The sequence below is a fragment of the Nocardia sp. CC227C genome (assembly GCF_030767025.1).
Lineage (GTDB): Bacteria > Actinomycetota > Actinomycetes > Mycobacteriales > Mycobacteriaceae > Nocardia.
In genome coordinates, this window is record NZ_JASITE010000020.1 from 51,175 (window position 1) to 73,529 (window position 22,355).

General features: G+C 66.9%; 25 protein-coding genes and 2 tRNA genes. 17 read left to right on the top strand and 10 right to left on the bottom strand.

Annotated elements, in window-relative coordinates:
• Positions 1-453 carry a MarR family winged helix-turn-helix transcriptional regulator gene (locus QMO76_RS30520; protein WP_306364814.1) on the bottom strand — a complete coding sequence of 151 codons (453 nt, stop codon included), beginning with the start codon at positions 451-453 and terminating at the stop codon, positions 1-3.
• 139 nt (positions 454-592) lie between these two features.
• Here QMO76_RS30520 and QMO76_RS30525 point away from each other — a divergent pair, with 139 nt between their 5' ends.
• A complete protein-coding gene (locus QMO76_RS30525) occupies positions 593-1,783 on the top strand; it encodes an MFS transporter (protein ID WP_306364815.1) in 1,191 nt (396 codons plus the stop codon).
• Between the two features lie 12 nt (positions 1,784-1,795).
• On the opposite strand, the gene QMO76_RS30530 is transcribed toward QMO76_RS30525, so the two are convergent.
• The 3 genes from QMO76_RS30530 to QMO76_RS30540 form a co-directional block, all read right to left on the bottom strand.
• Positions 1,796-2,059 (bottom strand): hypothetical protein, encoded by a 264-nt coding sequence (locus tag QMO76_RS30530; protein ID WP_306364816.1) that lies wholly within the window; start codon positions 2,057-2,059, stop codon positions 1,796-1,798.
• Between the two features lie 185 nt (positions 2,060-2,244).
• Positions 2,245-2,670: a M15 family metallopeptidase gene (locus tag QMO76_RS30535; protein ID WP_306364872.1), complete on the bottom strand. Its 426-nt coding sequence runs from the start codon at positions 2,668-2,670 to the stop codon at positions 2,245-2,247.
• 742 nt (positions 2,671-3,412) lie between these two features.
• Positions 3,413-5,089 carry a fumarate hydratase gene (locus QMO76_RS30540; RefSeq protein ID WP_306364817.1) on the bottom strand — a complete coding sequence of 559 codons (1,677 nt, stop codon included), beginning with the start codon at positions 5,087-5,089 and terminating at the stop codon, positions 3,413-3,415.
• Positions 5,090-5,305: 216 nt separating this feature from the next.
• On the opposite strand from QMO76_RS30540, the gene QMO76_RS30545 reads away from it, so the two are divergent.
• From QMO76_RS30545 to QMO76_RS30575, 7 genes are all read left to right on the top strand, one after another.
• The gene (locus tag QMO76_RS30545) at positions 5,306-5,800 is read left to right on the top strand and encodes a MarR family winged helix-turn-helix transcriptional regulator (protein WP_306364818.1); all 495 of its coding nucleotides are present in this window, start codon (positions 5,306-5,308) and stop codon (positions 5,798-5,800) included.
• 163 nt (positions 5,801-5,963) lie between these two features.
• Positions 5,964-6,860: an STAS domain-containing protein gene (locus tag QMO76_RS30550; protein WP_306364819.1), complete on the top strand. Its 897-nt coding sequence runs from the start codon at positions 5,964-5,966 to the stop codon at positions 6,858-6,860.
• Between the two features lie 13 nt (positions 6,861-6,873).
• Positions 6,874-7,263 carry an STAS domain-containing protein gene (locus QMO76_RS30555; RefSeq protein WP_029923541.1) on the top strand — a complete coding sequence of 130 codons (390 nt, stop codon included), beginning with the start codon at positions 6,874-6,876 and terminating at the stop codon, positions 7,261-7,263.
• Positions 7,253-7,666, top strand: coding sequence for an anti-sigma regulatory factor (locus QMO76_RS30560; RefSeq protein WP_306364820.1), 414 nt, complete (start codon positions 7,253-7,255; stop codon positions 7,664-7,666). The genes QMO76_RS30555 and QMO76_RS30560 overlap by 11 nt, the downstream gene beginning before the upstream one ends.
• A complete protein-coding gene (locus tag QMO76_RS30565; protein ID WP_306364821.1) occupies positions 7,659-8,291 on the top strand; it encodes a SpoIIE family protein phosphatase in 633 nt (210 codons plus the stop codon). Before QMO76_RS30560 ends, QMO76_RS30565 begins: the two co-directional genes overlap by 8 nt.
• Entirely contained in the window at positions 8,288-10,522 is a 2,235-nt protein-coding gene (locus tag QMO76_RS30570) for a SpoIIE family protein phosphatase (RefSeq protein ID WP_306364822.1), read from the top strand. Before QMO76_RS30565 ends, QMO76_RS30570 begins: the two co-directional genes overlap by 4 nt.
• Before the next feature lie 188 nt (positions 10,523-10,710).
• On the top strand, positions 10,711-11,046 hold the full coding sequence (locus tag QMO76_RS30575; protein ID WP_306364823.1) for an STAS domain-containing protein: 336 nt from the start codon (positions 10,711-10,713) through the stop codon (positions 11,044-11,046).
• 250 nt (positions 11,047-11,296) lie between these two features.
• On the opposite strand, the gene QMO76_RS30580 is transcribed toward QMO76_RS30575, so the two are convergent.
• Positions 11,297-12,334 (bottom strand): LLM class F420-dependent oxidoreductase, encoded by a 1,038-nt coding sequence (locus QMO76_RS30580; protein WP_306364824.1) that lies wholly within the window; start codon positions 12,332-12,334, stop codon positions 11,297-11,299.
• 382 nt (positions 12,335-12,716) lie between these two features.
• Between QMO76_RS30580 and QMO76_RS30585 the strand changes: the two genes are divergently transcribed.
• Positions 12,717-13,022 (top strand): hypothetical protein, encoded by a 306-nt coding sequence (locus tag QMO76_RS30585; RefSeq protein ID WP_306364825.1) that lies wholly within the window; start codon positions 12,717-12,719, stop codon positions 13,020-13,022.
• Positions 13,023-13,087: 65 nt separating this feature from the next.
• Here the strand turns inward: QMO76_RS30585 and QMO76_RS30590 are convergent, their stop codons facing one another.
• A complete protein-coding gene (locus QMO76_RS30590) occupies positions 13,088-13,486 on the bottom strand; it encodes a hypothetical protein (protein ID WP_306364826.1) in 399 nt (132 codons plus the stop codon).
• Between the two features lie 108 nt (positions 13,487-13,594).
• Here QMO76_RS30590 and QMO76_RS30595 point away from each other — a divergent pair, with 108 nt between their 5' ends.
• Positions 13,595-13,909, top strand: coding sequence for a putative quinol monooxygenase (locus tag QMO76_RS30595; protein WP_306364827.1), 315 nt, complete (start codon positions 13,595-13,597; stop codon positions 13,907-13,909).
• Here QMO76_RS30595 and QMO76_RS30600 read toward each other — a convergent pair.
• The gene (locus QMO76_RS30600) at positions 13,902-15,098 is read right to left on the bottom strand and encodes a helix-turn-helix domain-containing protein (protein ID WP_306364873.1); all 1,197 of its coding nucleotides are present in this window, start codon (positions 15,096-15,098) and stop codon (positions 13,902-13,904) included. The genes QMO76_RS30595 and QMO76_RS30600 overlap by 8 nt on opposite strands.
• 414 nt (positions 15,099-15,512) lie before the next feature.
• Here QMO76_RS30600 and QMO76_RS30605 point away from each other — a divergent pair, with 414 nt between their 5' ends.
• The 5 genes from QMO76_RS30605 to galE all read left to right on the top strand — a co-directional run bounded on the left by QMO76_RS30605 (position 15,513) and on the right by galE (position 19,732).
• Positions 15,513-15,713: a hypothetical protein gene (locus QMO76_RS30605; RefSeq protein ID WP_306364828.1), complete on the top strand. Its 201-nt coding sequence runs from the start codon at positions 15,513-15,515 to the stop codon at positions 15,711-15,713.
• Positions 15,714-16,167: 454 nt separating this feature from the next.
• A complete protein-coding gene (locus QMO76_RS30610; RefSeq protein WP_306364829.1) occupies positions 16,168-16,410 on the top strand; it encodes a Clp protease N-terminal domain-containing protein in 243 nt (80 codons plus the stop codon).
• 37 nt (positions 16,411-16,447) lie between these two features.
• Entirely contained in the window at positions 16,448-17,734 is a 1,287-nt protein-coding gene (locus QMO76_RS30615; protein ID WP_306364830.1) for a phosphomethylpyrimidine synthase ThiC, read from the top strand.
• Positions 17,718-18,749 carry a hypothetical protein gene (locus QMO76_RS30620; RefSeq protein ID WP_306364831.1) on the top strand — a complete coding sequence of 344 codons (1,032 nt, stop codon included), beginning with the start codon at positions 17,718-17,720 and terminating at the stop codon, positions 18,747-18,749. The genes QMO76_RS30615 and QMO76_RS30620 overlap by 17 nt, the downstream gene beginning before the upstream one ends.
• On the top strand, positions 18,746-19,732 hold the full coding sequence (galE, locus tag QMO76_RS30625) for a UDP-glucose 4-epimerase GalE (protein ID WP_306364832.1): 987 nt from the start codon (positions 18,746-18,748) through the stop codon (positions 19,730-19,732). The genes QMO76_RS30620 and galE overlap by 4 nt, the downstream gene beginning before the upstream one ends.
• 243 nt (positions 19,733-19,975) lie before the next feature.
• Here galE and QMO76_RS30630 read toward each other — a convergent pair whose 3' ends face one another.
• Positions 19,976-20,851 carry a glycosyltransferase family 2 protein gene (locus QMO76_RS30630; RefSeq protein ID WP_306364833.1) on the bottom strand — a complete coding sequence of 292 codons (876 nt, stop codon included), beginning with the start codon at positions 20,849-20,851 and terminating at the stop codon, positions 19,976-19,978.
• Between the two features lie 433 nt (positions 20,852-21,284).
• Here QMO76_RS30630 and QMO76_RS30635 point away from each other — a divergent pair.
• Positions 21,285-21,360: transfer RNA gene (locus tag QMO76_RS30635), tRNA-Glu, on the top strand.
• Between the two features lie 5 nt (positions 21,361-21,365).
• Positions 21,366-21,438, top strand: a tRNA-Glu gene (locus tag QMO76_RS30640).
• Between the two features lie 68 nt (positions 21,439-21,506).
• Here QMO76_RS30640 and QMO76_RS30645 read toward each other — a convergent pair.
• Together QMO76_RS30645 and QMO76_RS30650 are read right to left on the bottom strand one after the other, a co-directional pair.
• The gene (locus QMO76_RS30645) at positions 21,507-21,788 is read right to left on the bottom strand and encodes a Fic family protein (protein WP_306364834.1); all 282 of its coding nucleotides are present in this window, start codon (positions 21,786-21,788) and stop codon (positions 21,507-21,509) included.
• 319 nt (positions 21,789-22,107) lie between these two features.
• Complete coding sequence (locus QMO76_RS30650) at positions 22,108-22,323, bottom strand: hypothetical protein (protein ID WP_306364835.1); 216 nt, start codon at positions 22,321-22,323, stop codon at positions 22,108-22,110.
• Between the last annotated feature and the right edge of the window lie 32 nt (positions 22,324-22,355).

Sequence of the window (22,355 nt, forward strand, 5' to 3'; positions counted from 1 at the left end):
CTACTCGGCGCGGGCGGGGACACGGTGCAGGAAGTCGGCGAGCGAGGCCAGTTCGGGGATGTGGGCGGCGGTGGCGAGTGTTTCCTCGAGGACGCGGTCGTGGGTGGGTTTGGACAGCGCGTACAGGGCGCGGCCTTGATCGGTGAGTTCGGTGTAGATGCCGCGGCGGTCGTCGGCGCACAGGACGCGGACCAGCAGGCCGCGGTCCTCGAGGCGATTGACCAGGCGGGTGGTGGCGCTGGGTGAGAGGGCGGTGGCGCGGGCGAGCTGGGAGATGCGCATATGCCAGCCGTCCTGGCGGGACAGCGCGTCGAGAACGGTGAATTCGACCACGGACAGCCCGTGTTCACGCACCAGTTCCTTCTCCAACGCGGCCTCGATCAGGCCGTGTAGCGCGGCAAGGGTGCGCCAGCCGGTGGCTCGGACTTCGACGGCGTCGTCGGCGATTCCCATGCCCCCAGCATAGCGACGAGTTGCAATAGTCGGCGCGTGCAACTACTTTGTTGCATACGCATTTAATTGCACACGCGTTATATTGTCTTGCGCAGCTCTTGCGCGCGCTGCTGGTATCGCCGGAAAGGAAGCGCAGCTCATGCCGCTCGGCCTCATCGCCCTCGCACTCGGGGGCTTCGGCATCGGACTCACCGAGTTCGTGATCGCCGGACTGCTGTCGTCGGTCGCCGACGATATGGATGTATCGGTGCCCACCGCCGGATATCTGATCTCCGGGTACGCGCTCGCCGTCGTATTCGGCGCGCTCGCCCTCACGCCCGTGGTGAACCGCTGGAATCCCAAGCGGGCGCTGCAAGTGCTCATGGTGCTGTTCACCGTCGGCAACGTGGTCTCGGCGCTGGCCCCCGGGTACGCCGCGCTATTGGGCGGGCGGGTGCTCGCCGCGCTCGCGCACGGCGCCTTCTTCGGCATCGGCGCGGTACTCGCCGCCTCACTGGTCGGGCCGGAGAAGAAGGCCGGAGCCATCTCGATCATGTTCGGCGGCTTGACGATCGCCACTGTGCTCGGGGTTCCGCTGGGTACCGTCATCGGACAGCAATGGGGCTGGCGGGCCACCTTCGCGGTCATCGCCGTGGTCGGCGTGCTCGCCCTCGCGGGTATCACGGCGCTCGTGCCCACCGCCGTCACGCGGGCCGCTCGCCCGGGCCTGCGCTCGGAGCTGGCCGCCTTCCGCAACCGTCAGGTCTGGTACTCGCTGCTCATGACGGTGTTGGTGTTCGGCGGCATGTTCGGCGCGTTCATGTATATCGAGCCCCTGCTCACCCGGGTCACCGGCTACTCCGACTCCGCCATTCCGTGGCTGCTGATCCTGTTCGGCGCGGGCCTGTTCGCGGGCAATCTCCTGGGCGGCCGCTGGGCCGACCGCGATCTGACGCGCACCCTGGTCACCCTCACCCTCGCACTGGGTGTCGTGCTGGTGGCCTTCGCCCTGCTCACGGACAACAAGCTGGCATCGGCCGCGCTGCTACTCGCCATGGGCTTCTTCGGTTTCGGTGCCACGCCGGGTTTGCAGATGCGCGTCCTCGACTACGCCGCGACGGCCCCCACCATGGCCTCGTCCGCGAATATCGCCGCCTTCAATGTCGGTAACTTCCTCGGTGTCTGGCTCTCCGGCTCGGCCATCGCCGCGGGTTTCGGTTGGGTGTCACCGCTCTGGGTGGGTGCGGGATTCGCGTTCACCGGTCTCGCGGTGCTCATCGCGGCCACCCGTGACCGGCGGCCGCTCCGGAACGCCGAGGTTCGGTCCGCGGACGAGTTCGTGGCCTCCTGAATCCCGCCGCGATCAGGGGTGCTGGTCGGGGGCGGGTGATTCCACCGGGACCACCACGGCGGGCTGGGGTTGGGCGGGGCCGGTGGGGTGGGCGTAGCCGAGCCAGCCGGTGCCGATGAAGACGGCCAGCAGGATGGCGGTGGGGAGTTCGAGCAGCAGCCAGCCCGGCGGGTAGAGGGGTTCCCGCGAGGTCGGGCGGCGGCGGACGGGGGGTCTGGGATGTGCGAGGGCGGAGCGTGCCGTGCGGTTGGTGCTGCGGTTGCCGTGCCTGACCACCCGAAAACCTCCCGAATCGTCCCCGCGGGTGTGCGGGGCGCAGTGCTGCCTGTCGACTGTCGACCGTCGTGACGACGGAGTGCTGGCACCTGCGCCAGCGTCACACTATGCCCAACCACCTGCGCACACACCGGGCGAATGTGCGGACATCGCCTTGTCCGCGAGTTTGTCGCCCGGTGCGGCGCTCAGCGCGCGGAGGCGTCGGGTAGTCGGGCGGGGCAGGGCATGCCGGGGAGAGTGGCGAGTTCGAAATGCCACCATTCGTTGTCGAAGGTGCGGCACAGACCCCAGCGATTGCCATTGGCCTCCAGCCACGCCGCGCCCTCCCGCGGGCCGACATCGACGGCCTGGCCGGTGACATGGGTGGACTCCTCGGGCGGCAGCACCCAGCGGCGGGCCTCCTCCGGGCTGCCGTGGGTGGCGATGCCGTCCTCCCACATGGCCTGCTGTTCACCCGGGCTGCGGTAGCCGGAGGTGATGGACAGCGGAACGCCCTGGGCGTGCGCCTCGGCGGCGGCCAGGTCGTAGGCGATGGCCAGCAGCGGGTCCAGGCCCGCGGTGGTGGCGGCGACGGACTGCGCGGGCGGTTGACCGGCTCCGGCGGAGACCAGATGGGTGGCGAAGTCCGCCACGCGGGTGCCACCGAAGACGAGCAGGGCGGCGGCGTCCGACGGCGTGAACGACCGCGCCGTGGACTCCCCGTCGGCGACCGACGGCCACACCGCGCCCACACCGTCCAGCGGCGACTCCATCGCGCCGCCGTCGACCGACGGCCACACGGTCGCTGCCGCACCGGCGCGCGGCGATGTCACCTCGGCGACACCCGCCGGTGCGGTATTCGCTTCGTCGGCGGCGGTGGGAACGGCGGGCTCGGGATGCGCGTGCGCCACCGGTGTGCCCACGCCGCCGAACGCGGTACCGGCCAGCAGCGCGAGCGCGGCTCCACGCCGCACCCCGCGCCCGCCCTCGGCACCGCGAGAACCACCCTCGCCCTTGTTCATCCGCATCCGCTCACCTCCACGTATTCGTTCGCACACCCGATTCGGATCGGTCTGCGCACAACCGTGCCCGACCCGCTGCCACACCACATCCGGCCCCACCGGAGAACGCCGAAAGCTCGCGAATTCGATCTTCCGCGCACCGACCGTCCGCGCATCCTATCGACCCCACGGCCCGCGGCGTTTCGCACGGCAGTGCGCCGGTGCGCCGTGCGGAGTCGGCGGGTACGACCGGAACCGCACGCGCGGGGACACCCGACCGACCGTGGCAGCGGCTCTTCCGACGGCCCTGGCTCGGCGGGAGTGCCGTTGTCGGAACGGCGGTCCGACCCGGCTCGGCGGCTACCTCACCGCGTCAGACGCGTTCCTTGGACCGCGTCCGCACCCGCAGCGCGACGGGCTTCTGGGTCTCGGCGAAGAAGTCGTTGCCCTTGTCGTCCACCACGATGAAGGCCGGGAAGTCCTCGACCTCGATCTTCCACACGGCTTCCATGCCGAGTTCCGGATATTCGAGCACCTCGACGGATTTGATGCAGTCCAGGGCCAGCCGCGCGGCCGGGCCGCCGATGGAGCCGAGGTAGAACCCGCCGTATTCCTTGCACGCGCGGGTGACCTGCGCGGAGCGGTTGCCCTTGGCCAGCATGACGAACGAGCCGCCCGCGGCCTGGAACTGGTCGACGTAGGAGTCCATGCGCCCGGCGGTGGTGGGGCCGAAGGAGCCGGAGGCGTATCCGTCGGGCGTCTTGGCCGGTCCGGCGTAGTAGACGGCCATATCGCGCAGGTACTGCGGCATCTCCTCGCCCGCGTCGAGCCGCTCCTTGATCTTGGCGTGCGCGATGTCACGCGCCACCACCAGCGGCCCGGTGAGCGAAAGACGGGTCTTGACCGGGTATTTCGACAGTTCGGCGCGGATCTCGGACATGGGCCGGTTCAGGTCGATCTCGACGACGTCGCCGCCCAGGATCTCGTCGGTCTGCTCCGGCAGGTACTGCGCCGGTTCACGCTCCAGCTGCTCCAGGAACACGCCCTCGGGGGTGATCTTGGCCTTGGCCTGCCGGTCCGCCGAGCAGGACACCGCGATGGCCACCGGGCAGGACGCGCCGTGCCGGGGCAGCCGGATGACGCGCACATCGTGGCAGAAGTACTTGCCGCCGAACTGCGCGCCGATCCCGAAGGACTGGGTGAGTTTGAACACCTGCTCCTCGAGTTCGAGGTCGCGGAACCCGTGCGCCGCCATGGAGCCCTCGGTCGGCATATTGTCCAGGTAGTGCGCGGACGCGTATTTGGCCGTCTTGAGGGCGAATTCGGCCGAGGTGCCGCCGATCACGACGGCCAGGTGGTACGGCGGGCAGGCGGCGGTGCCGAGCGAGCGGATCTTCTCGTCCAGGAACTCCAGCATGCGGTCCGGATTCAGGATCGCCTTGGTCTCCTGGTACAGGAACGACTTGTTGGCCGATCCGCCGCCCTTGGCCATGAACAGGAACTTGTAGGCCGGATGCGCGGGATCGCCCGCCGCCGAGTACAACTCGACCTGCGCGGGCAGATTGCTGCCGGTGTTCTTCTCGTCCCACATGGTGAGCGGCGCGAGCTGGGAGTAGCGCAGGTTGAGCTTGGTGTAGGCGTCGTACACACCGCGCGAGATCCATTCGGCGTCGTCGACGCCGGTGAGCACGCCCTCGGACTTCTTGCCCATCACGATGGCGGTGCCGGTGTCCTGGCACATGGGCAGGATGCCGCCCGCGGAGATATTGACGTTCTTGAGCAGGTCCAATGCCACGAAGCGGTCGTTGCCGCTGGACTCCGGGTCGTCGATGATCTTGCGCAGCTGCCGCAGGTGATCGGGCCGCAGATAGTGGCTGATGTCGTGCATGGCCTCCTGGGTGAGCATGCGCAGCACCTCGGGCTCGACCTGGAGGAAGGTGCGACCGCCGGTCTCGAAGGTGCTGACGCCCTCGGTGGTGAGCAGCCGATACGGGGTGTCGTCGGCACCCGTCGGCAGCAGATCCGAGTACAGGAAGTCAGGCGCGGTCACGAATCGCACTCCTCGAGCAGGGCCGGGGGCGGCCGGGGCGTGTTGAAGCACCGGAGAGCCTAGCCAGCACGCCGCCGACGCCGCGTCTAAGGCAAACCTTATCTCTGCGAACCATGCAAAGGTTGCACCTTCAACCCACACGGTGTTACCTGTCCATGATGCGGCCGTCTGCGGTGGGGAGGGAATAGCATGACTTCAGAACCCGGGAGGGGAACCGTGACCGAGACCCGTTGGCTCGACGAGGTCGAGCGGCGCGCCTGGCTCGGCTTCGTCTTCACCCGCGACCTGATCGCCGCCGCGGTCGGCCGGGACTCCCTACGCGAGTCCGATCTCACCTATGTCGAGTACACCGTGCTGGCCCGCCTCGCCGACGCGCCCGACCACCGCCGCAGTTTCGCCGAACTGGCCGCGGTCCTGGAGTGGTCGCAGAGCCGCCTGTCCCACCAGATCACCCGCATGGAGAAGCGCGGCCTGGTGGCCCGGGAGTCCATTCCCGACGATGCCCGCCGCACCGCCGCCGTCCTCACCGACAAGGGCGCGCAGGTGCTGGAATCCGCCGCTCCCGCCCACGTCGACAGCGTGCGCCGGCACATGATCGACGTGCTGGACCGCGACCAGCTGGCGGCCCTGGCCGATATCTACGACACACTGCTGGACCACCATCGAAGACCATCGGCCCAGCAACAACCGCGGAACCGTCATTCCGCCTGACGATTTCTCCACCCCCGCCCGTGTTTGGTTTCGCCCGCATCGGGTATTGGGTAAGACTAGGCTCGGCAACGGCTGCTCTGTCCTGTGTTCCACGCAGACTGTCGGCAACCGAGCGCACACCGAGCACCCGAACCTGGCCTTAGTGAAAGGGGCAGGAGTTTCCATGTCCGACGTGTCCATCGGCCTTCCGGCGGATTCACTGCCCGCGGGGTCCGTCGACAACCTGCTTCCACAGCTGGTCGAACACCTGCGGCAGAATCGCACCGAGCTGCGCGAGGAGTGGGCCCGCCGTATCACGGACGCCCAGCTGCTGACCGCCATGACTCCGGAGGAGATCTTCTCCGAGGCCACCTCGATCTTCGACAACTACGTCGAGGTTCTCGAGACCGGCAGCGTCGAGGCGCTGCAGGCGTACGCCCGCGACCTGTCCGAGCGCATCATTCCCAGAGGAGTCGAGACCGACGAGGTCCTCGGCATCGTGCTGTTGCTGCGAGATGTGCTGGCGCGCTCGCTGTTCGAGAAGTACCAGTCGAACTTCGAGCTGCTGAACCAGGTGCTCGACGCCTACGAGCCCGCGGCCAACCGCATCGCCAACACCGTGGGCGTGTCCTTCGTGCAGGAGCGCGAACGCGTCATCCGCCAGCAGCAGGAGGCCATCCGCGAGCTGTCCACGCCCGTTCTCCAGGTGCGCGAGCAGCTGCTCATCCTCCCGATCATCGGCGTGCTGGACTCGCAGCGCGCCCGGCAGCTGACCGAACAGCTATTGCGGGCGATACGCGCCAATCGCGCCAAGGTGGTCGTCATCGACATCACCGGTGTGCCCGCGATCGACTCGACCGTGGCCAACCATTTGGTGCAGACCGTCGACGCCTCGGGCCTGATGGGTGCCAATGTCATCATCACCGGCCTGTCCTCGGAGATCGCCCTGACCCTCGTCACCATCGGCCTGGATCTGTCCAAGATGAACGCCGTCGGCGACCTGCAGGGTGGTATCGAGGAAGCGGAGCGGCTGCTCGGCTACGAGGTGTCGCGCGTCACCGCCGACCGCGACGGAAGGTAGACCGGGCCCGCTCATGCCGGTACCCATTCTGAAACAGGGGACCTACCTCATCGCGTCGGTGCAGTCCGCCCTCACCGACGCCGACACCGAGCGCTTGCAGGACGACCTGATGAAGTACGTCAGCAAGTACCGAGCGCAGGGAATCATCGTCGATGTCACGGCAATCGACGTGATGGACTCCTTCGCGGCCAGATCGCTGCGTACCATCGCCCACATGACCAAGCTGCGGGGTGCGGAGACGGTCATCGTCGGTTTGCAGCCCGAAGTCGCGTTCGCCATGGTTCAGCTCGGACTCACCTTCGAGGACATGCACACCGCCCTCGATCTGGAGGAGGGTTTGGCCTGGTTGAACATCAAACTCGATACCCGCCGCCAGCGAGACGGTCGTGATCGTGGCCGCTGACTACGTGGTGATCGCGGTGAAAGAGTCCAACGACATCGTCACCGCACGGCAGGCCGGGCGGGAACTCGCGCTGGAGCACGGGTTCTCGCTCACCGACATCACCATGATCTCCACCGCCATCTCGGAGGTAGCCCGCAATATCACGAGTTACGCAGGCAGCGGGGAGATCCGGCTGTCGGTGACCGACAAGGAAGGCCGCCGGGCACTGGTGGTACAGGCACAGGATCAAGGCCCGGGCATCCTCGACATCCCGCGGGCCCTGGAGGACGGCTACTCCACCGGCCGCGGCCTCGGGCTCGGATTGCCGGGCGCACGACGACTCATGGACAAGCTGATCATCGAGTCCACCCCCGGCCACGGCACGCTCGTGGAGATGTGGAAGTGGGTGCCCACCGGTGCATGACGACGGATTCATCGGTGCGGTGGAATGGGCGGTCGCCGGACGGGCGCTACCCGGGCAGCGAGTCTCCGGCGATCGGTCGGTGATACTCGACGCGGGCGGCGATTCGGTGCTGTTCGCGGTGATGGACGGACTCGGGCACGGCGCGGCCGCGGCCGACGCGGCCGACCGGGCGGCCCAGGTGCTGTCGGAGAATCGGGCCGAACCCCTGGACGTGCTGATGCTGCTGTGTCATCGCGCCATGGCCGACACCCGCGGCGCGGCGGTCTCGCTGGCGCTGCTCGACTCCGGTGAGAAGGTGCAGTGGCTCGGGGTCGGCAATGTCGAATCCCGCATTGTCGCCGCGGCTCCCGGCAAACCGGCGGTGCGGGCGGCGGCGCTGCTGGTCGGCGGGATCGTCGGCTATCTGCTGCCGCCGAATCTGCAGGCGCAGACGGTGGCCGTGCGGCCCGGTGACCTGCTGCTCATGTCCACCGACGGCATCGTGCCCGATTACGCCGACGGCATCGACCTGGCCAAGCCGACCGCCGAGATCACCGCGGAGATTCTGGCCGAGCACGCCAAGGACACCGACGACGCGCTCGTTCTCGCCGCGCGGCACCGCGGGCACACGGGGCCGACGCCGTGAGTGCGGTGCTGGCCGCCTTCCGCGCGGCGTACACCGGCGCGCTCCGCCAGCACCTGCGCGCACCCAATCAGACCACCCTCAACGAGGGCTACGAATTGGGCCGGCGCGCCCTGGTGGAGGGTGTCAGCATCCTCGACCTCACCGAACATCACTTCCGCATCCTGGAGGACGAGGGGCTGCTGCCCGCCGCGCACGACGAACGTGCCGACGCCGCACTGGAATTCCTGCTCCAGACCATGGCGGCGCTGGATGTGGCCACCCGCGGCTTCCTGGACGGGGCGCGCCGCTACGAGGCGGAACGTTCCCGCGCCGAGGATCTCGCCGGTCGCGACGCCTTCCGCACCGCCCTGGTGGAGTCGCTCCAGGACGGCTTCTTCGTGGTGGACTCGAATGGCACGCTGGTGGAGGTGAATTCGGCCTTCGGCGCGCTGACCGGTTACGGCCCCGACGGCGCACCGTATCCGCTGCCGCATCCGTGGTCGGTGCCGGACGGGCCGCGCTATCCGGACCTGGGCACCGACGCGGCCCGGTTCGTCATGCCGGTGCGACATCGCGACGGGCGGCGGCTGTGGCTGGCGGTGAGCACCTCGTCACTGGTCAAACCCGAAGACGGGGAACGGATCTTCGTCGGCACCATTCGCGATGTCACCGCCGAGCACGATGCGCAGGCCCGCGATCAGGCGGTGTCGCGGCTGGCCACCGCGGTGGGCGCGGCCACCAGTGTGGTGGAGGTACTCACGGTCGGGCTGGAGGAGCTGCGGCATACCGTCGGCGCGGAGTCGGCGGTGGTGTCGGTGTGGCCGTACCGCCATACCGGGCCGGAACTGTATGTCTCCGAGGACAATCCGCGCACCGGCGAATCCCGTCAGGTATTGGACGCACGGGCGCGGGCGCTGCTGGACCGGGCCCGGCTGCGGCCGGGGCGCAGCATGTTCGCGATTCCGGAGGGCGCGTCCAGCTCCGAGGGGATCGTCGCGCCGCTGGGTGAGACCGGGGATTCGGCGCTGTGGCTGCGCTTCGCCGCACCGCGTGCCATCAGCCCGGGTGACTGGGCGCTGTTCTCGCTGCTGGTCGGGCATCTGAGTCTGGCGGTGCAGCGGGCGCGCAACTTCGATCAGGCGCGTTCCACCTCGCTGACGCTACAACGGGCCATGCTCGGCCCCATCGAGCTGCCGCCGCGCTTCTCCGTGCACTACGAACCGGCGTTGCCGCCCTTGGAGATCGGCGGCGACTGGTACGACGTCGTGCGCCTCGAGGACGGCACCATGGGCGTGGTGGTCGGCGACTGTGTCGGGCGTGGGCTCTCGGCGGCCGTGGTGATGGGTCAATTGCGCACCGCCGCACGGGCATTGCTGCTGCGCGGGGCCGGACCGGCGCAACTGCTGGCCGAACTGGACACCGTGGCCGCGCGTATTCCGGGGGCCATGTGCACCACGGTGTGCGCGGCCATCCTGGATCCGGTGCGCGGCCTGGTGCGCTACTCCAGTGCCGGACATATGCCGCCGGTGCTCGCCGAACCGGGCAGTCGAGGCCGCCTACTGGAAGGCGGCCGGTCGGTACCGTTGGCCACCTTCGATCCGCCGCGCCGACCCGAGGCCACCACGCCGATGGCCCCGGGATCCACCCTGGTGCTGTTCACCGACGGGCTGGTCGAACAGCGCGGCGTCGATATCGACGAACGGTTCGTGGAACTGGCCGACGAACTGTCCGGGGTTGCCGGGCAGATGCCGCGCGAAGTGGCCGATTCGGTGCTGTCACGATTGCGCCCCGCCGGGGGGTACGACGACGACGTCGCCATGGTGGTCTACCGGCAGCCACCGGCGCCGCTGCGCCTGGATTTCCCCGCCGCTCCCGGTGAACTGGCCGCGATGCGGCGTAGGCTCGAGGCGTGGCTGGATTCGGCGGCGGTTCCACAGGAGATCGCCACCGACATCATCGCCGCCGCCAACGAGGCGTGCAGCAACAGCATCGAACACGCCTACCTGGGTGGGCGCCCGGCACGGGTGGAACTGCTCGCCGAATCGGGGATGGACACCGTCACCATCGATGTCTGCGACACCGGCGTGTGGCGGCCGCTGCCCGCCGATCCCGGACACCGCGGGCGCGGTATCGCCATGATGCAGGCGCTCACCGACAAACTCGATATCGACCACGGCGGGCCGGGTACCCGGGTCCGGATGGTGGTGCGGCTGCCCGCGGTGTCGTTCTCCGCGGCGGCGAGTCGCCTATGAGCGGCACGATTGCGCCACCACACCGCGGTGTATCCGCCGAAATGCCGCGGTAGCTGGGTATTTCCCCACGAGCCCGGCTACCGATCCGATACCGATGTGGCCGACGATGCAGCGGGAAAGGACCGTTCATGGCAGATTGTTCTGATGTGACCAACACTTCCGGAGACGCGTATCCCCTCGCCGACACGATGACCACCACGGTCTCGGTGCGCGACGAAGCGACCGTGCTCACCGTGGCCGGCGAGGTCGATCTGGCTACCGCCCCCGCGCTCGAGAACGCCATCGATGCGACGCTGGGCGGCAAACCCGCGGCGCTCGTGATCGATCTGACCGAGGTCAGCTTCCTCGCCTCGGCGGGGATGGCGGCCCTGGTGGCCGCCCATCAGCGCGCCGGTGAAACCCGGATCGCCGTCGTGGCCGACGGTCCCGCCACCGGCCGCCAGCTCAAGATGACCAACCTGGACCAGGTCTTCGCCCTGTTCCCCACGCTCGACGAAGCCCTGGCTTCGCTCCGACCCAACTGACCGGACGGGTCCGCCGGGCCGCACCGCCCCCGGATGCCCCCGTCGGCACCGCGGTCCACTCGTCCCGGCGGGCGGAGGTACCACCGATCGCCCGCCCTTCCCGGGAACGACGCCCCGTCATGCCGACGACCGCGCGGCACACGCGAATCGGTGGCCGCTGGCGACGACAACGACCGGTGTCAGCTCGTGAAACGACCGTGCGCCCGCCAACTGGCGGGCGCACGGTCGTTATTCGTCGGGCGTGCGGCGCTCAGACCAGATCGCGCAGCTGTTCGATGAGCTTCACCCGCTCGGCGGGCGTACCCGCCATGGGGACCACATTGAGCACGGTGACGCCCGCCTCGCGGAAGGCCGCGATCCGCTCCTTCACGAATCCGGCCGACCCGATCAGGCTCACATCGCGCACCAGGTCGTCGGGGACCACCTTGACGGCCTCTTCCTTCTTCCCCGCGAGGTAGAGCTCCTGGATGCGGTCGGCTTCCGCGCCGTACCCGTACTTGGTGGCGAGGCTGTGGTAGAAGTTCTTCCCCTTCGCGCCCATACCGCCGATGTAGAGCGCCAGATGCGGCTTCACCCATTCCCGCAGCGGCTCCACGTCGTCACCGATGGCCAGCGCCGGACCGGCGTACACATCCAGCTTGCCCAGCTCCGGATCCCGTTTGGCGAGACCGGCTTTCACCGCGTCGCCCCACACCGCGTCGGCCTTCTCGGGCAGGAAGAAGATCGGCTGCCACCCCTCCGCCATTTCCGCGGCCAGCTCCACGTTCTTCGGCCCGAGCGCCGCCAGCAGCACCGGAATGCGTTCGCGCACCGGATGATTGATCAGCTTCAGCGGCTTGCCCAGCCCGGTCCCCCGCCCCTCGGGCAGCGGAACCGTGTAGTACTTCCCCTGGTACTCCAGCCGCTCCCGCCGCCACACCTTCCGGCAGATCTCGAGCACCTCCCGCGTCCGCCCGATCGGCGCGTCATAGGGCACCCCGTGGAATCCCTCGATCACCTGCGGCCCCGAAGCCCCCAACCCGAGCACATACCGCCCGTCCGACACATAGTCGAGCCCCGCCGCCGTCATAGCCGTCAACGTGGGCGTCCGGGTGTACAGCTGCAGAATCCCCGACGCCAACTGCACCCGCTCGGTCTTCGCCGCCAGATACCCCAGCGCGCTCACGGCGTCGAACGAGTACGCCTCCGGCACGAAGACCACATCGAGCCCGGCCCGCTCCAGATCAGCGACCTCAGCCGCCACCTCCTTGAAACCGTCGGTGTAATTGATCGACAGTCCGATACGCATGTATCGGACGATACCGATCCGGCTACCCGCCTCGCGCGGCGGCTCGCTGTAGGCGCCTGCGACCGCCACCGGCTCGGCACCGGGAGATGGGTCGCAGACCTCGCAACTGGTAACACCGAATACACCGGCGGAACGAAACGAGCAGGTCACCACTTTCCAACGCTTCCCCGCAGAGCGCCGCGCCGACGTCAAGCGAACCCGCCCACCCGCAAGCACATCGGTGCTCGCCACGCCGACGCACCGTTGATTTCCATCCGGAGATCTGAGAACGCCTGCTCGACGACCGCTATGCGACAGCATCGGATGTCGACGGATCGAAGATCGGGATACACTTACCGACGATTTCGCCACGATGGCGGCGCAGCCGAGAGAGGTGTTCGTAGTGCGTGACAGCGAGCGCATCGTCGGTGAGCTGCGAACGCGAGCTCAGCGAGGAGATACTCCAGCCGAAGTCGGCACCTGGTTGTTAGAAGAGCTCGGGTCGATCCCGAACATCCAGCTCGCCAGCTATCTGTTCCATGCCTTCGAAATCTCCCTGATGTCGCTCAAAGAGTCGTCCAACTGGGTGGGCCTCGGACACGGCGGAACGATGACAGATGGCGAACTGAACCAGCTGATAGGTCCTCTGGTTCCTCGTTCCGCCGACCGTGAACTGACGCAAAACCCGGACGGCTCCTGGAGTGTGTGACGGTCGGTCGATCGCGCTGGGCACGCCCTCTATCCAACGGCGAGTCGAGGAGGTAACACCCCGACTTAACCGCTGCGCGTCATGGGATTCGACCCGGTCGATCTCCTGACACGCCTGGTGGGCACTATCCGCACCGAGAGCACCGAGTAGCCGCGATGAACAGCGCCTCCATCACGCGAGCACGCACCGCCGGTCCCCGCACAGTCGTTGTCATCGGACAAGGCTTCGTGGCCCTGCCGGCGGCGATCTTCGGCGTACCGGTATTCGGGGTCCATCCGGCCGCTGCGGCGCATCAACCGCATGCGTGTGGTGATCGGCAGCCCGTGGAAGTCGGCGTCGCACCATGCGTGTGGGCATTTCGCCTGGTTCACGCTGAAGTCGTAGCCAGACGGTTCTTTCGTCAACTGCCAGTCGACGAGCGCGTCGATTTCGTCGACTATGTCGCGGCTGCCGGATTCACTCACACATTGATTGTCTCGCGCTGGTCAAAGACGAAATACGCCTACAACCCCTTCAGAAGATCGCGCACGAGAAATCGGACCTACTAGCCAATCAGGCGGTACCCTCGGCGAATGTTCGCTCTTGTTGTCAGGTTCAATCTGCACGCTGAGGCGACTGCCGCCTTCGATGAGCTCGTCGCCGAAACGGTCAAGGGCATCATCGAACACGAACCCGGAACCCTTGTCTACGCGACCCACACGGTCGAGGGCGAGCCCTTGGCACGAGTCTTCTACGAGGTCTACGCGGACCGCGCCGCCTTCGAAGAGCATGAACGTCAGCCACACACCAAGCACTTCCTCAGCAAGCGTGAGGAGTTCGTCGACTCGTTCCGCGTCGAGTTCCTCTCCCCCGCCTCGGACAAAGGACTCCCGCGCTCGGCTAGCTGATCCCGCACCATGCCGCGAACCCGCGCAGCGTCTCGGTACTTCTCGCATCGGCCAATCCGAGAACTCGCAGAGTTTCGTGAACCATGGGGTGGTAGCGAGTCTGCGACGGCGCAATCCTGCGGGCCGTCTGGAGGGAATCGAACGCCGCCCGGCGGTCGCCGTGCAGTAGCCACGCTCGGGCCATGTCGATGTGGTGGTGCCCTGACCTCTCACGCGGCGTCGTCGGCGGAATGGTGACTCCGCGCGCCCGAGTCAATGCCTCTGTGCCGTCCATCATCTCGACAGCCAGGGCAACATTCCAGATCCCCACGTTGGTTGGTCCGAACGACAGGATCGGATCGCTGTCCGTGCCGATCCGGTAGGCGGTTTCACGCGCCTCGGACAAATGTGAGTCGGCCAGATCTCGCGCGCCCGAGCGGGCCGCAGCAAGACCAGACTGCAAGTGCAGCCCTCCCCAGGCCACCAAATCGTGATTCACACCAGCACCCAGGCGCGGTTCGATGTCGGTGCGGCACCGCTCCAGGAACACTAGCGCTGCGTTCCAATCGCCAGCGGCGGTGAGCAATGCGGCACGGTGGAACTGACTCGTCGCCGTCCATAATGGACTACCGCACTCCCGTGCAGCCCAAGTCATCCGATCGATCGCGATGGCAGCCAGATCCGTATAGCCGAGCTTGTGGGCAAGGCTATGGGAGCCGTAATACAGCTCGCACAGCAGACTCAGCGCGTTGTCGCGTTCCGTTCCGGACGATCGGTGAACAGCTGCGCGCAACTCTGTCAGCAATGCAGGCAGTACGACTGCCAACTTCGGGGCGGCAGCAGCACGCCGGAACCCTCGAACCTCCCGCACCCGGTCGGATAGTGCCGCTAGCGGGCGCACCTCTATGTTCGGAGCATCGATGTCATAGGCGGCAAGCTCGCTACGAACCAGCGCAACCGCGGCATGGATTTCCCGATCTACATGCGTCTTCGCCGGTAAAGGCTGTCCGCACAGTTCCGCGCTGCTAGTACCCAGAGCCTTCGCACACGAAGCGATCACCGCCGACGTTGCCCCGCGCCTACCCTGTTCCACCTTCGAGATGAGCGATTCGGACACATCGGCCCGACGCGCCAACTCACCCTGGCTCCAGCCACGCAACTTCCGTGCCTGCGCTACGCGCTCCCCTATGCCGGTCGGCTCGTTCGCCATCACCCCTCGATTCCATCGCATCCCCCAACTCCAGACTGGCACAAAGTGTGCCAGTTCCGGTGCCAGATCCATCGCACGCTTAGCGCAGCCCCGGTGCCGGGATGGCGACAACCCATCGCAATACCAGCAGCCGCCCCGAAGAGGCGTCAAGTCCCCGGCACCGGGTGCTATCCACCAGTGCTGCGTGCTGAGGAGACGGAGAAGGCCAGTGGAAGTAACCGACATCCCACGGGATGCTAACGCTGTCACAGTCCGGCAGATGCTCAGTTGTTCCAGCCCAGAATGGGCACAACGACATCCCCACAGAGCGATGCAAGTCCACATCGACTGCCGCGTCGGCGAGTGCATCACCAAATCTGTTGCCTACATGACTCTGGTGGGTCAGGGAAAACTCATGCCAGCAGCGTGGCCCCTGTGAACGAGAAATCCGCCCACGGCCGGGACGGCGGCCCGATCTCCTTTCATCACCGCGACGACGGCATCTGGCCCGTCGGCGAGGACGGCTGGCCCGTCACCGCTGACGAACTCGACGAACTCGAACGTGGAACGCGGGACGCGCTCGCCCTCCTTGCTTTACCAGCGATCATCGACGTCACCCCCGAGGACGTCCGGTGATCGAACCCGGACCTGTAACCCGCTCCACCATGCACCCCGTCGGCACCGCTTGGTGGCGGATCGTCGATGGCATCGCCACCGTGGTCGCTGCACAGAGCGCAGCACGAGACCTACCCATGCCGCATGAAAAAGACCGACTTGGGAAAGTGCTTCACTCTGTTCCCGGCCCAGAAGGAACTGTGGTGGAAGGTGCTGGAGGAGCGGGAAAGATGCACCCCGACGGCCGAGCACGATGCGGACGGATCTCCGGCACCTAAACCACACACTGCGTGATACCCGCTCCCGCACTCCGCAGGCGAGCAGCCGGCAGACGACAGGTCGCTCCAGAACACGTCCTACTGGCGTTCCTTTGGGCTAAGCCATGTGCGCCATCGACAGAAGCTCCACACAACACCCGCGGCTGGCGCCGACTCCCCCACCCCGAATGCGACACCCACGAAAGGAACCCCGCTCAATGACCAACGAGGACAACACCTCCGAGATCTCGGCCCCCAACCCGGAACTGCAACACCTGTTCCAGGCAGCCGTCGAACTCGCCGCCGCCGCAGGCACACGCCTCGTCGGACCCGAACATCTCCTCCTCGTCTGGCACAACCGACCCACCACATTCCCCGCGAACCAGCTGCGCGCCATGGGATTCGACCCCGTCGCCGTCCTCGACCACCTCACCACCGCCGTCTCCGATATGACGCCCTAACCCCGACGCCACACCACGCTCCCCAGAAAGGCAGAAGATGTCTCTGAGCACAGACGAACAGTTCCTCACAGCGTGCGCCACCGAGAACATCGACCCCATCGACGCCGAAAAACGCATCCAGGCTGGAACGCTCGTCTTCCCCCGATGCTCGACCAGCCGCCACAGCAGCGCGTTCACGCCCACCCTGATCGGGTCCGGCACCCGCGCGAAGGTCACCGCATTGATCGGGCTCGGACCCCGCGACACCGACCGGGACGCGATCACGCAGACAATGAACGTCATCCTCGCGGCCCGCCCCGACGCGATCATGGACCTCACCACCAATCCCGCCGGGGTCGCGCTGCGCCACGAACTCAAAGACATCGTCAACGTCCCCCTGGCCGCATGCCTGACCTACGACCTGTTCACCAACCCCCGTAAACGGCTGTCGCGCACCGAATTCCTCGACCGCTTCGAGAACGGTCTCGCCGGCGGGCTACTCGACTTCGTCCTCATCCATATCGGCATGACACCAGCCCTCGCCGACCGTATGACACGCTCCGACCGCGTCATGCCGACCACATCGCGAGGCGGTGGCCTCATCGCCCGCTACATGCGGCTACACCACTGCGAAAACCCGCTCGTCGAATACCTCGACGGCATCATCGACATCTGCCGCCGCACCGGCGTCACCCTCGATCTCGGAGACATCTTCCGGCCCGGCTGCGCCCACGACGCCGGCGACGACCTGAAGTGGGCCGAAATCCAACTGCAAGCCGAGCTGCGCAAGGAAATCCTCCGAGGCGGAGTGCAAGTGTTGTGCGAAACCGGCGGACACATGCCCCTGCACCGCATCCCGGAACTCGTCCCCGCCTACAAATCCGCGCTCGGTGGCGCACCCCTGTGGCTCGCCGGCCCCATGGTGCTCGACAACGCCGTCACCCTCGACGACACCGTCAACACCCTCGGCATCGCCACCGCCGGCGCCTGCGGCGGTGACATGTTCGCCTCCATCACCCACAACGAGCACTACGCCATGCCCACCGCAGCCGATACCGCCACAGCCCTGCGCATGGCACACGTCGCGATCACCGCCCTCGAGGTCGCCCGCGGCAACGACTCCGAGATCGCCCGGCAGCACCGCATGAGCGTCGCCCGCCGCGCCAACGCCTGGACCGTCCAAGCCGACGAAGCGCTCTACCCCGACCTCGCCAACCAGGTGTTCATCCAACACGGCCTCAAAGAAGGAGCCCCCTGCACCATCTGCGGCCAATTCTGCCCCCACGTCATCACACCGAAGAAGGCCCCGAACAGCACGGAGACCAGCGATGCCCGTCAACAATGAAGCCCTGGCCCGCCGCATCACCCGATGCCACCCACAAACCGCTGCCATCGCCCAGATCGGCCGTCGCGTCGCCGACGAACTGCTCAACCTCGGAGCGATGGTCCCCGCCGACGACTGGCTGATCATCGGCGGATCATTGGCCCGCGGCGAACCGACCTTCGTCCGCCACGGCGACGACCTGATCCTCGCCAGCGACATCGACTGCATGTATGTGCACTACGGCGATGAACCATCGATGCCCGTCGCCGACCTCGTCACCGTCGCCGAGAAGACATTCCCGCACGTCGACATGATGACCATGCCGGTCGCCGACTATCGCGCACTGGGCACACTGCTCGGATTCGACGTGAAGAACATCGGCCTGTCCATCACCGACCGCGGGCTCCCTTCACACGACACCGTCCATCTCGACATGCCCCGCGACGCCTACGAAAACCTCCTCTACTACACGCAAGCGTGGTTCTGGTCACGATGCACGGGCCGCTGGCTCACCGCCCCTGATGCCGACTTCCACCACACCGTCAGCCGATTGTGCGTGAAAGTCCTGCGGTCGACGGCCATGCTCGACGGCGCCTACTGCCACCACGACCTGCACACGATGCCGCCGAGCGTGGCCGACCGAATGCGCACCGAACTCGCCTGGCGCGCCAACCCCGCCAAACCGCCCATGAACCCCGGCCGGTTCTGGACCTACCTCGCCGATGCCTTCGACCGGTTCGACACCGCCTACGGCTGCGTCCACGCCGACGCCGTCACCGGCACCCGCTACTCACGCAGCCTCCACGGACACATCGTCGCCGGCCACCACCAACGCGTGCACCGACTCGCCCGGCACCTCGCCTACACGTGGCTGGCCTCACCCGACCCCCAGCAGTTGGCTAATGTCATGCGCCAAGTGTGGGACTCTGTCACCGGCTGGACCGGAACCACTCCGCGCGAGGGACCGGAAGACTACTTCGCGGCCCACCAGCGTGAAATCCACAACCATCTACTCGAGATGAAAGTGCGCACATGAAACTGCTGGCTACCGGGGGTGCAGGCTACGTCGGCGCGACCGTGACACGACTGCTGCTCGACGCCGGACACCAGGTCACCGTGGTCGATGACCTCTCCCGCAACGACGCCACCCAAATCCCCACAGGTGCCGACTTCGTGCAGCTGCGAGTCCACGACATCGCGCAAGTCCTCACCCCCGGTGCCGGCTACGACGCCGTCCTCCACTTCGCCGGACTCATCGCCGCCGGTGAATCCATGGCACACCCAGAATGGCACTGGGACAACAACACCCGCGCCTCCCTCGCTCTCCTCGACGCGATGAGCGAGGCAGGCGTCGACAAACTCGTGTTCTCCTCCACCGCCGCCGTCTACGGAGAACCCACCGAACTCCCACTCACCGAGACAGCACCCACCGATCCGGTCAACACCTACGGCGACACCAAACTCGCCATCGACCGCGCCATCACCTCTTTCACCCGCGCCACCAACCTCGGTGCCATCAGCTTGCGCTACTTCAACGTCGCAGGCGCCCACCACTGCGCGGACGGCACTTGGATCGGCGAACGCCACACCCCCGAAACCCACATCATCCCGCTCGCATTGGCCGCGGCAGCCGATGGTCGCAAATTCCAACTGTTCGGCGACGACTACCCCACCGCCGACGGCACCTGCATCCGCGACTACATCCACATCACCGACCTCGCCCACGCCCACCTGCTCGCACTCGACGCCGTCACAGCCAGTGAGCATCAGATCTTCAATCTGGGCAACGGAGTCGGGTTCTCCAACCTCCAGGTCATCGACGCCATCCGCGAGGTCACCGGTCTTCCCCTCGACCTGGAGATCGCGCCCCGCAGATCTGGCGACCCCGCCACATTGTTCGCGTCATCAGCTCGCGCACAGGATGTGCTCGGCTGGCAGCCGGAGAAGCCCGATATCCGCGATATCGTCGCCGACGCGTGGGCGTTCCACCAAGTTCAGTCCACATCGAATCGGGACTGACTTTCTGTGCCAACCTGACGCTGCGACCGGCGAAAATCGACCTTCGGCCCTCCTCAACGGCTTGCACGGTCGGCTACGTTGCGCGAAAGCCACCTCTGGTTCCTCGTTCCGCCGACCGTGAACTGACGCAAAACCCGGGATACCGAGGCACTGCCGTGGACATCGGCGTTTACGGCCGGTCGGGCCGGGTACCCAACTCCTCGACGACCTGCGCGCTGGTATCGGATTGGACGAGCAACCGTCCTAGCCGCGTCCCAGGCGCTGAACGACCGCAGTCCGCGCCACCGCCAGCACACCGCGAACGATCAAGCCGACTGCCACCAGCGGAGCGAACACCAGCCACGGTGACCCCTGGTGGTAGTCGCAGTAGAAGCGCAGGGCGCTGCGATGGTGACTGCGTACCTTCCGGAACGGTGCGCTACGCATGCTCCCGCCCTCACGGTGGCGGATTTCCACACTCGGATCGAGAACGACCCGCCAGTCGGCGCGGTGCATGTCCAGCGCCATCTTCGTTTCCTCGAAGTAGAGGAAATAGCGGTCATCGAAACCGCCCACCGCGTCGAACGCCTCCCGGCGAAAGAGCATGCAGCAGCCCGAGATCCAGTCCACATCACTGATTACGGTCACAGGCTCACCGAAGTAGCGCCGCGTGGCAGGGTTGTCGGGCCACACCCCGCCGAGGAGCGCGTGAGCGATACCGACCAGCAATGACGGAAAGCGGCGCCCACTCGGATACGGGGTTCCGTCCAATCGCGCGATACGCGGTCCGATCATGCCGATGCGATCGTCAGCCTTGGCAGTCTCGACCAGTGCGGCGATCGACCCGGGAGCGAGTTTCGTGTCGGGGTTCGCGACGAGAATCCACTCCGCGGTCGTGACGGCAGCGCCCTGGTTGATGGCTGCGGCTAAGCCGACGTTGCGGCTGTTGCGAATCACCGTGCCGCCGAACTTCTCGACGAGATCAGCGCTGTTGTCGCTGGAGACGTTGTCGACGCCGATGATGTCCAGCTCATAGGGGGTGACAGCGGCGTTGATGGTATCCAGGAAGGGCGGCAGGTCTTCTGCGCTCTGGTAGGTGACGAGGATCAGGCCGACGGTCTTGTCGTCGCGGCGAGGCATGACGGGGAACATATCAGCCGGACGCGTTCCGCTATACCGGAACTCCCCACGCCCTCTGACATCAGCGTCGGCTCTGACTTTCCGTGCAATCTCCGCGGCCTGACCAGCAGGAATCGACCTTCGGCCCTCCGCAACACGTCTCGCCCGGGTTACGGAAGTGGACCCGGCAGCCATCCGGACGGTTGGCGAACCAGGTTTCGTGTATCCGCACGTCGGAAAATCAGTTGCGGCGCTTCAGTGCTCCTGCGAATCTAGTTGCACCGCAAGCCGAAACGGCGGCGGTGATGGAAGGTTCCGGCCAGTGGAGGCCAGCCGGTTTCGAAAGCCGGAGGCGGGCATCGAGTCCCGGGGGTTCGGTTCTCTCCGCCTGTGCGAGCGCAGTCCGGCGCATGTCGGCTGCGTCGTTGCGGTGTCGATCGTTCGGCCGGACCATGGCGTAGTTGCTCTGTCGGTATGGGCAGCCTGACTTTCAATCAGGACCCTCGTCGGTTCGACTCCGATCTACGTCACCGATGACTTCGTGCTGTGCTGGTTCGGCACCCTGACTCTCACTCAGGGCGACGTGGGTTCGATTCCCACCGAGGTCACGAAGCCTCCGTAGCTCAGTGGGCAGCAGCAGCCGCCTTCCCGCACGTGATCGGGCGCGAAACCGGGTTCAAGACCCGTCGATCACGGCGTGAGCACCCCGGCGGAGGCGCCGCTGCGTCCTCTCGATCAGCGTAACCACCAGGTCAGCGAGTCCTAGAGCGCCTTCCGCGTCGTCCGCGGGCCGCTGTACCTGCGCGACCGGACCGACTTCGTCGAGCACGATACCGTCCCGGGCCAGCACGAACGCCAACGCCAGCAATGCCGATCGGGCGTTGCCGTCGGCGAATGGATGGAAGAAGCAGACATCCAGATAGACGCGGGCAGCGCGCGCCGCGGCCGCCGACCTCATGCGCCCAGTCGGTCAGATGCCGATCACCGGGGCTCCCCGAAGGTCGTGGCGGCACTACGGAAGCCGGCGGCAGCTGTCTCACGACTTCGGGAACGGAGTCCACGTCGAACCGATAGCGGCTCAGGTCCACGTCGTCCCATGTCAGCGCATATGGCATCAAGCCGTAATCCACACCGCGAGCATGGCACGCCGAGTCAGCTGACGCCAACGAGTTCCCAACTGCCCCAACAACGATGGCGCATCCGCCTACTTCCGGGGTCCGGCACGAGCCGGAAATCGCGCAGTGCACTCGTATCGGGTGTCCCGAGGTCAGCCTCGGTCAACCGCCCGGTAGGTCTTGATCGCGGTCGGCGGTGAACAAGAAGACGACCGAACCGACGGCGAAGACGGCACCGGCAACGGCGACCGTCAGAGCGACCGGAGCTCCGTCCTGCTGGCGCTGCACGGTGGCGAGTTCGTCTTGGTGGGTCGTGGTGGTGCCGGAGTTCGGGGAGACGCAGGTGTCGCCCGGCGACATCACTTGGTCGTCGCACATGGCGCGGCCGGCTCGGCGAACGCGCGTTGCGG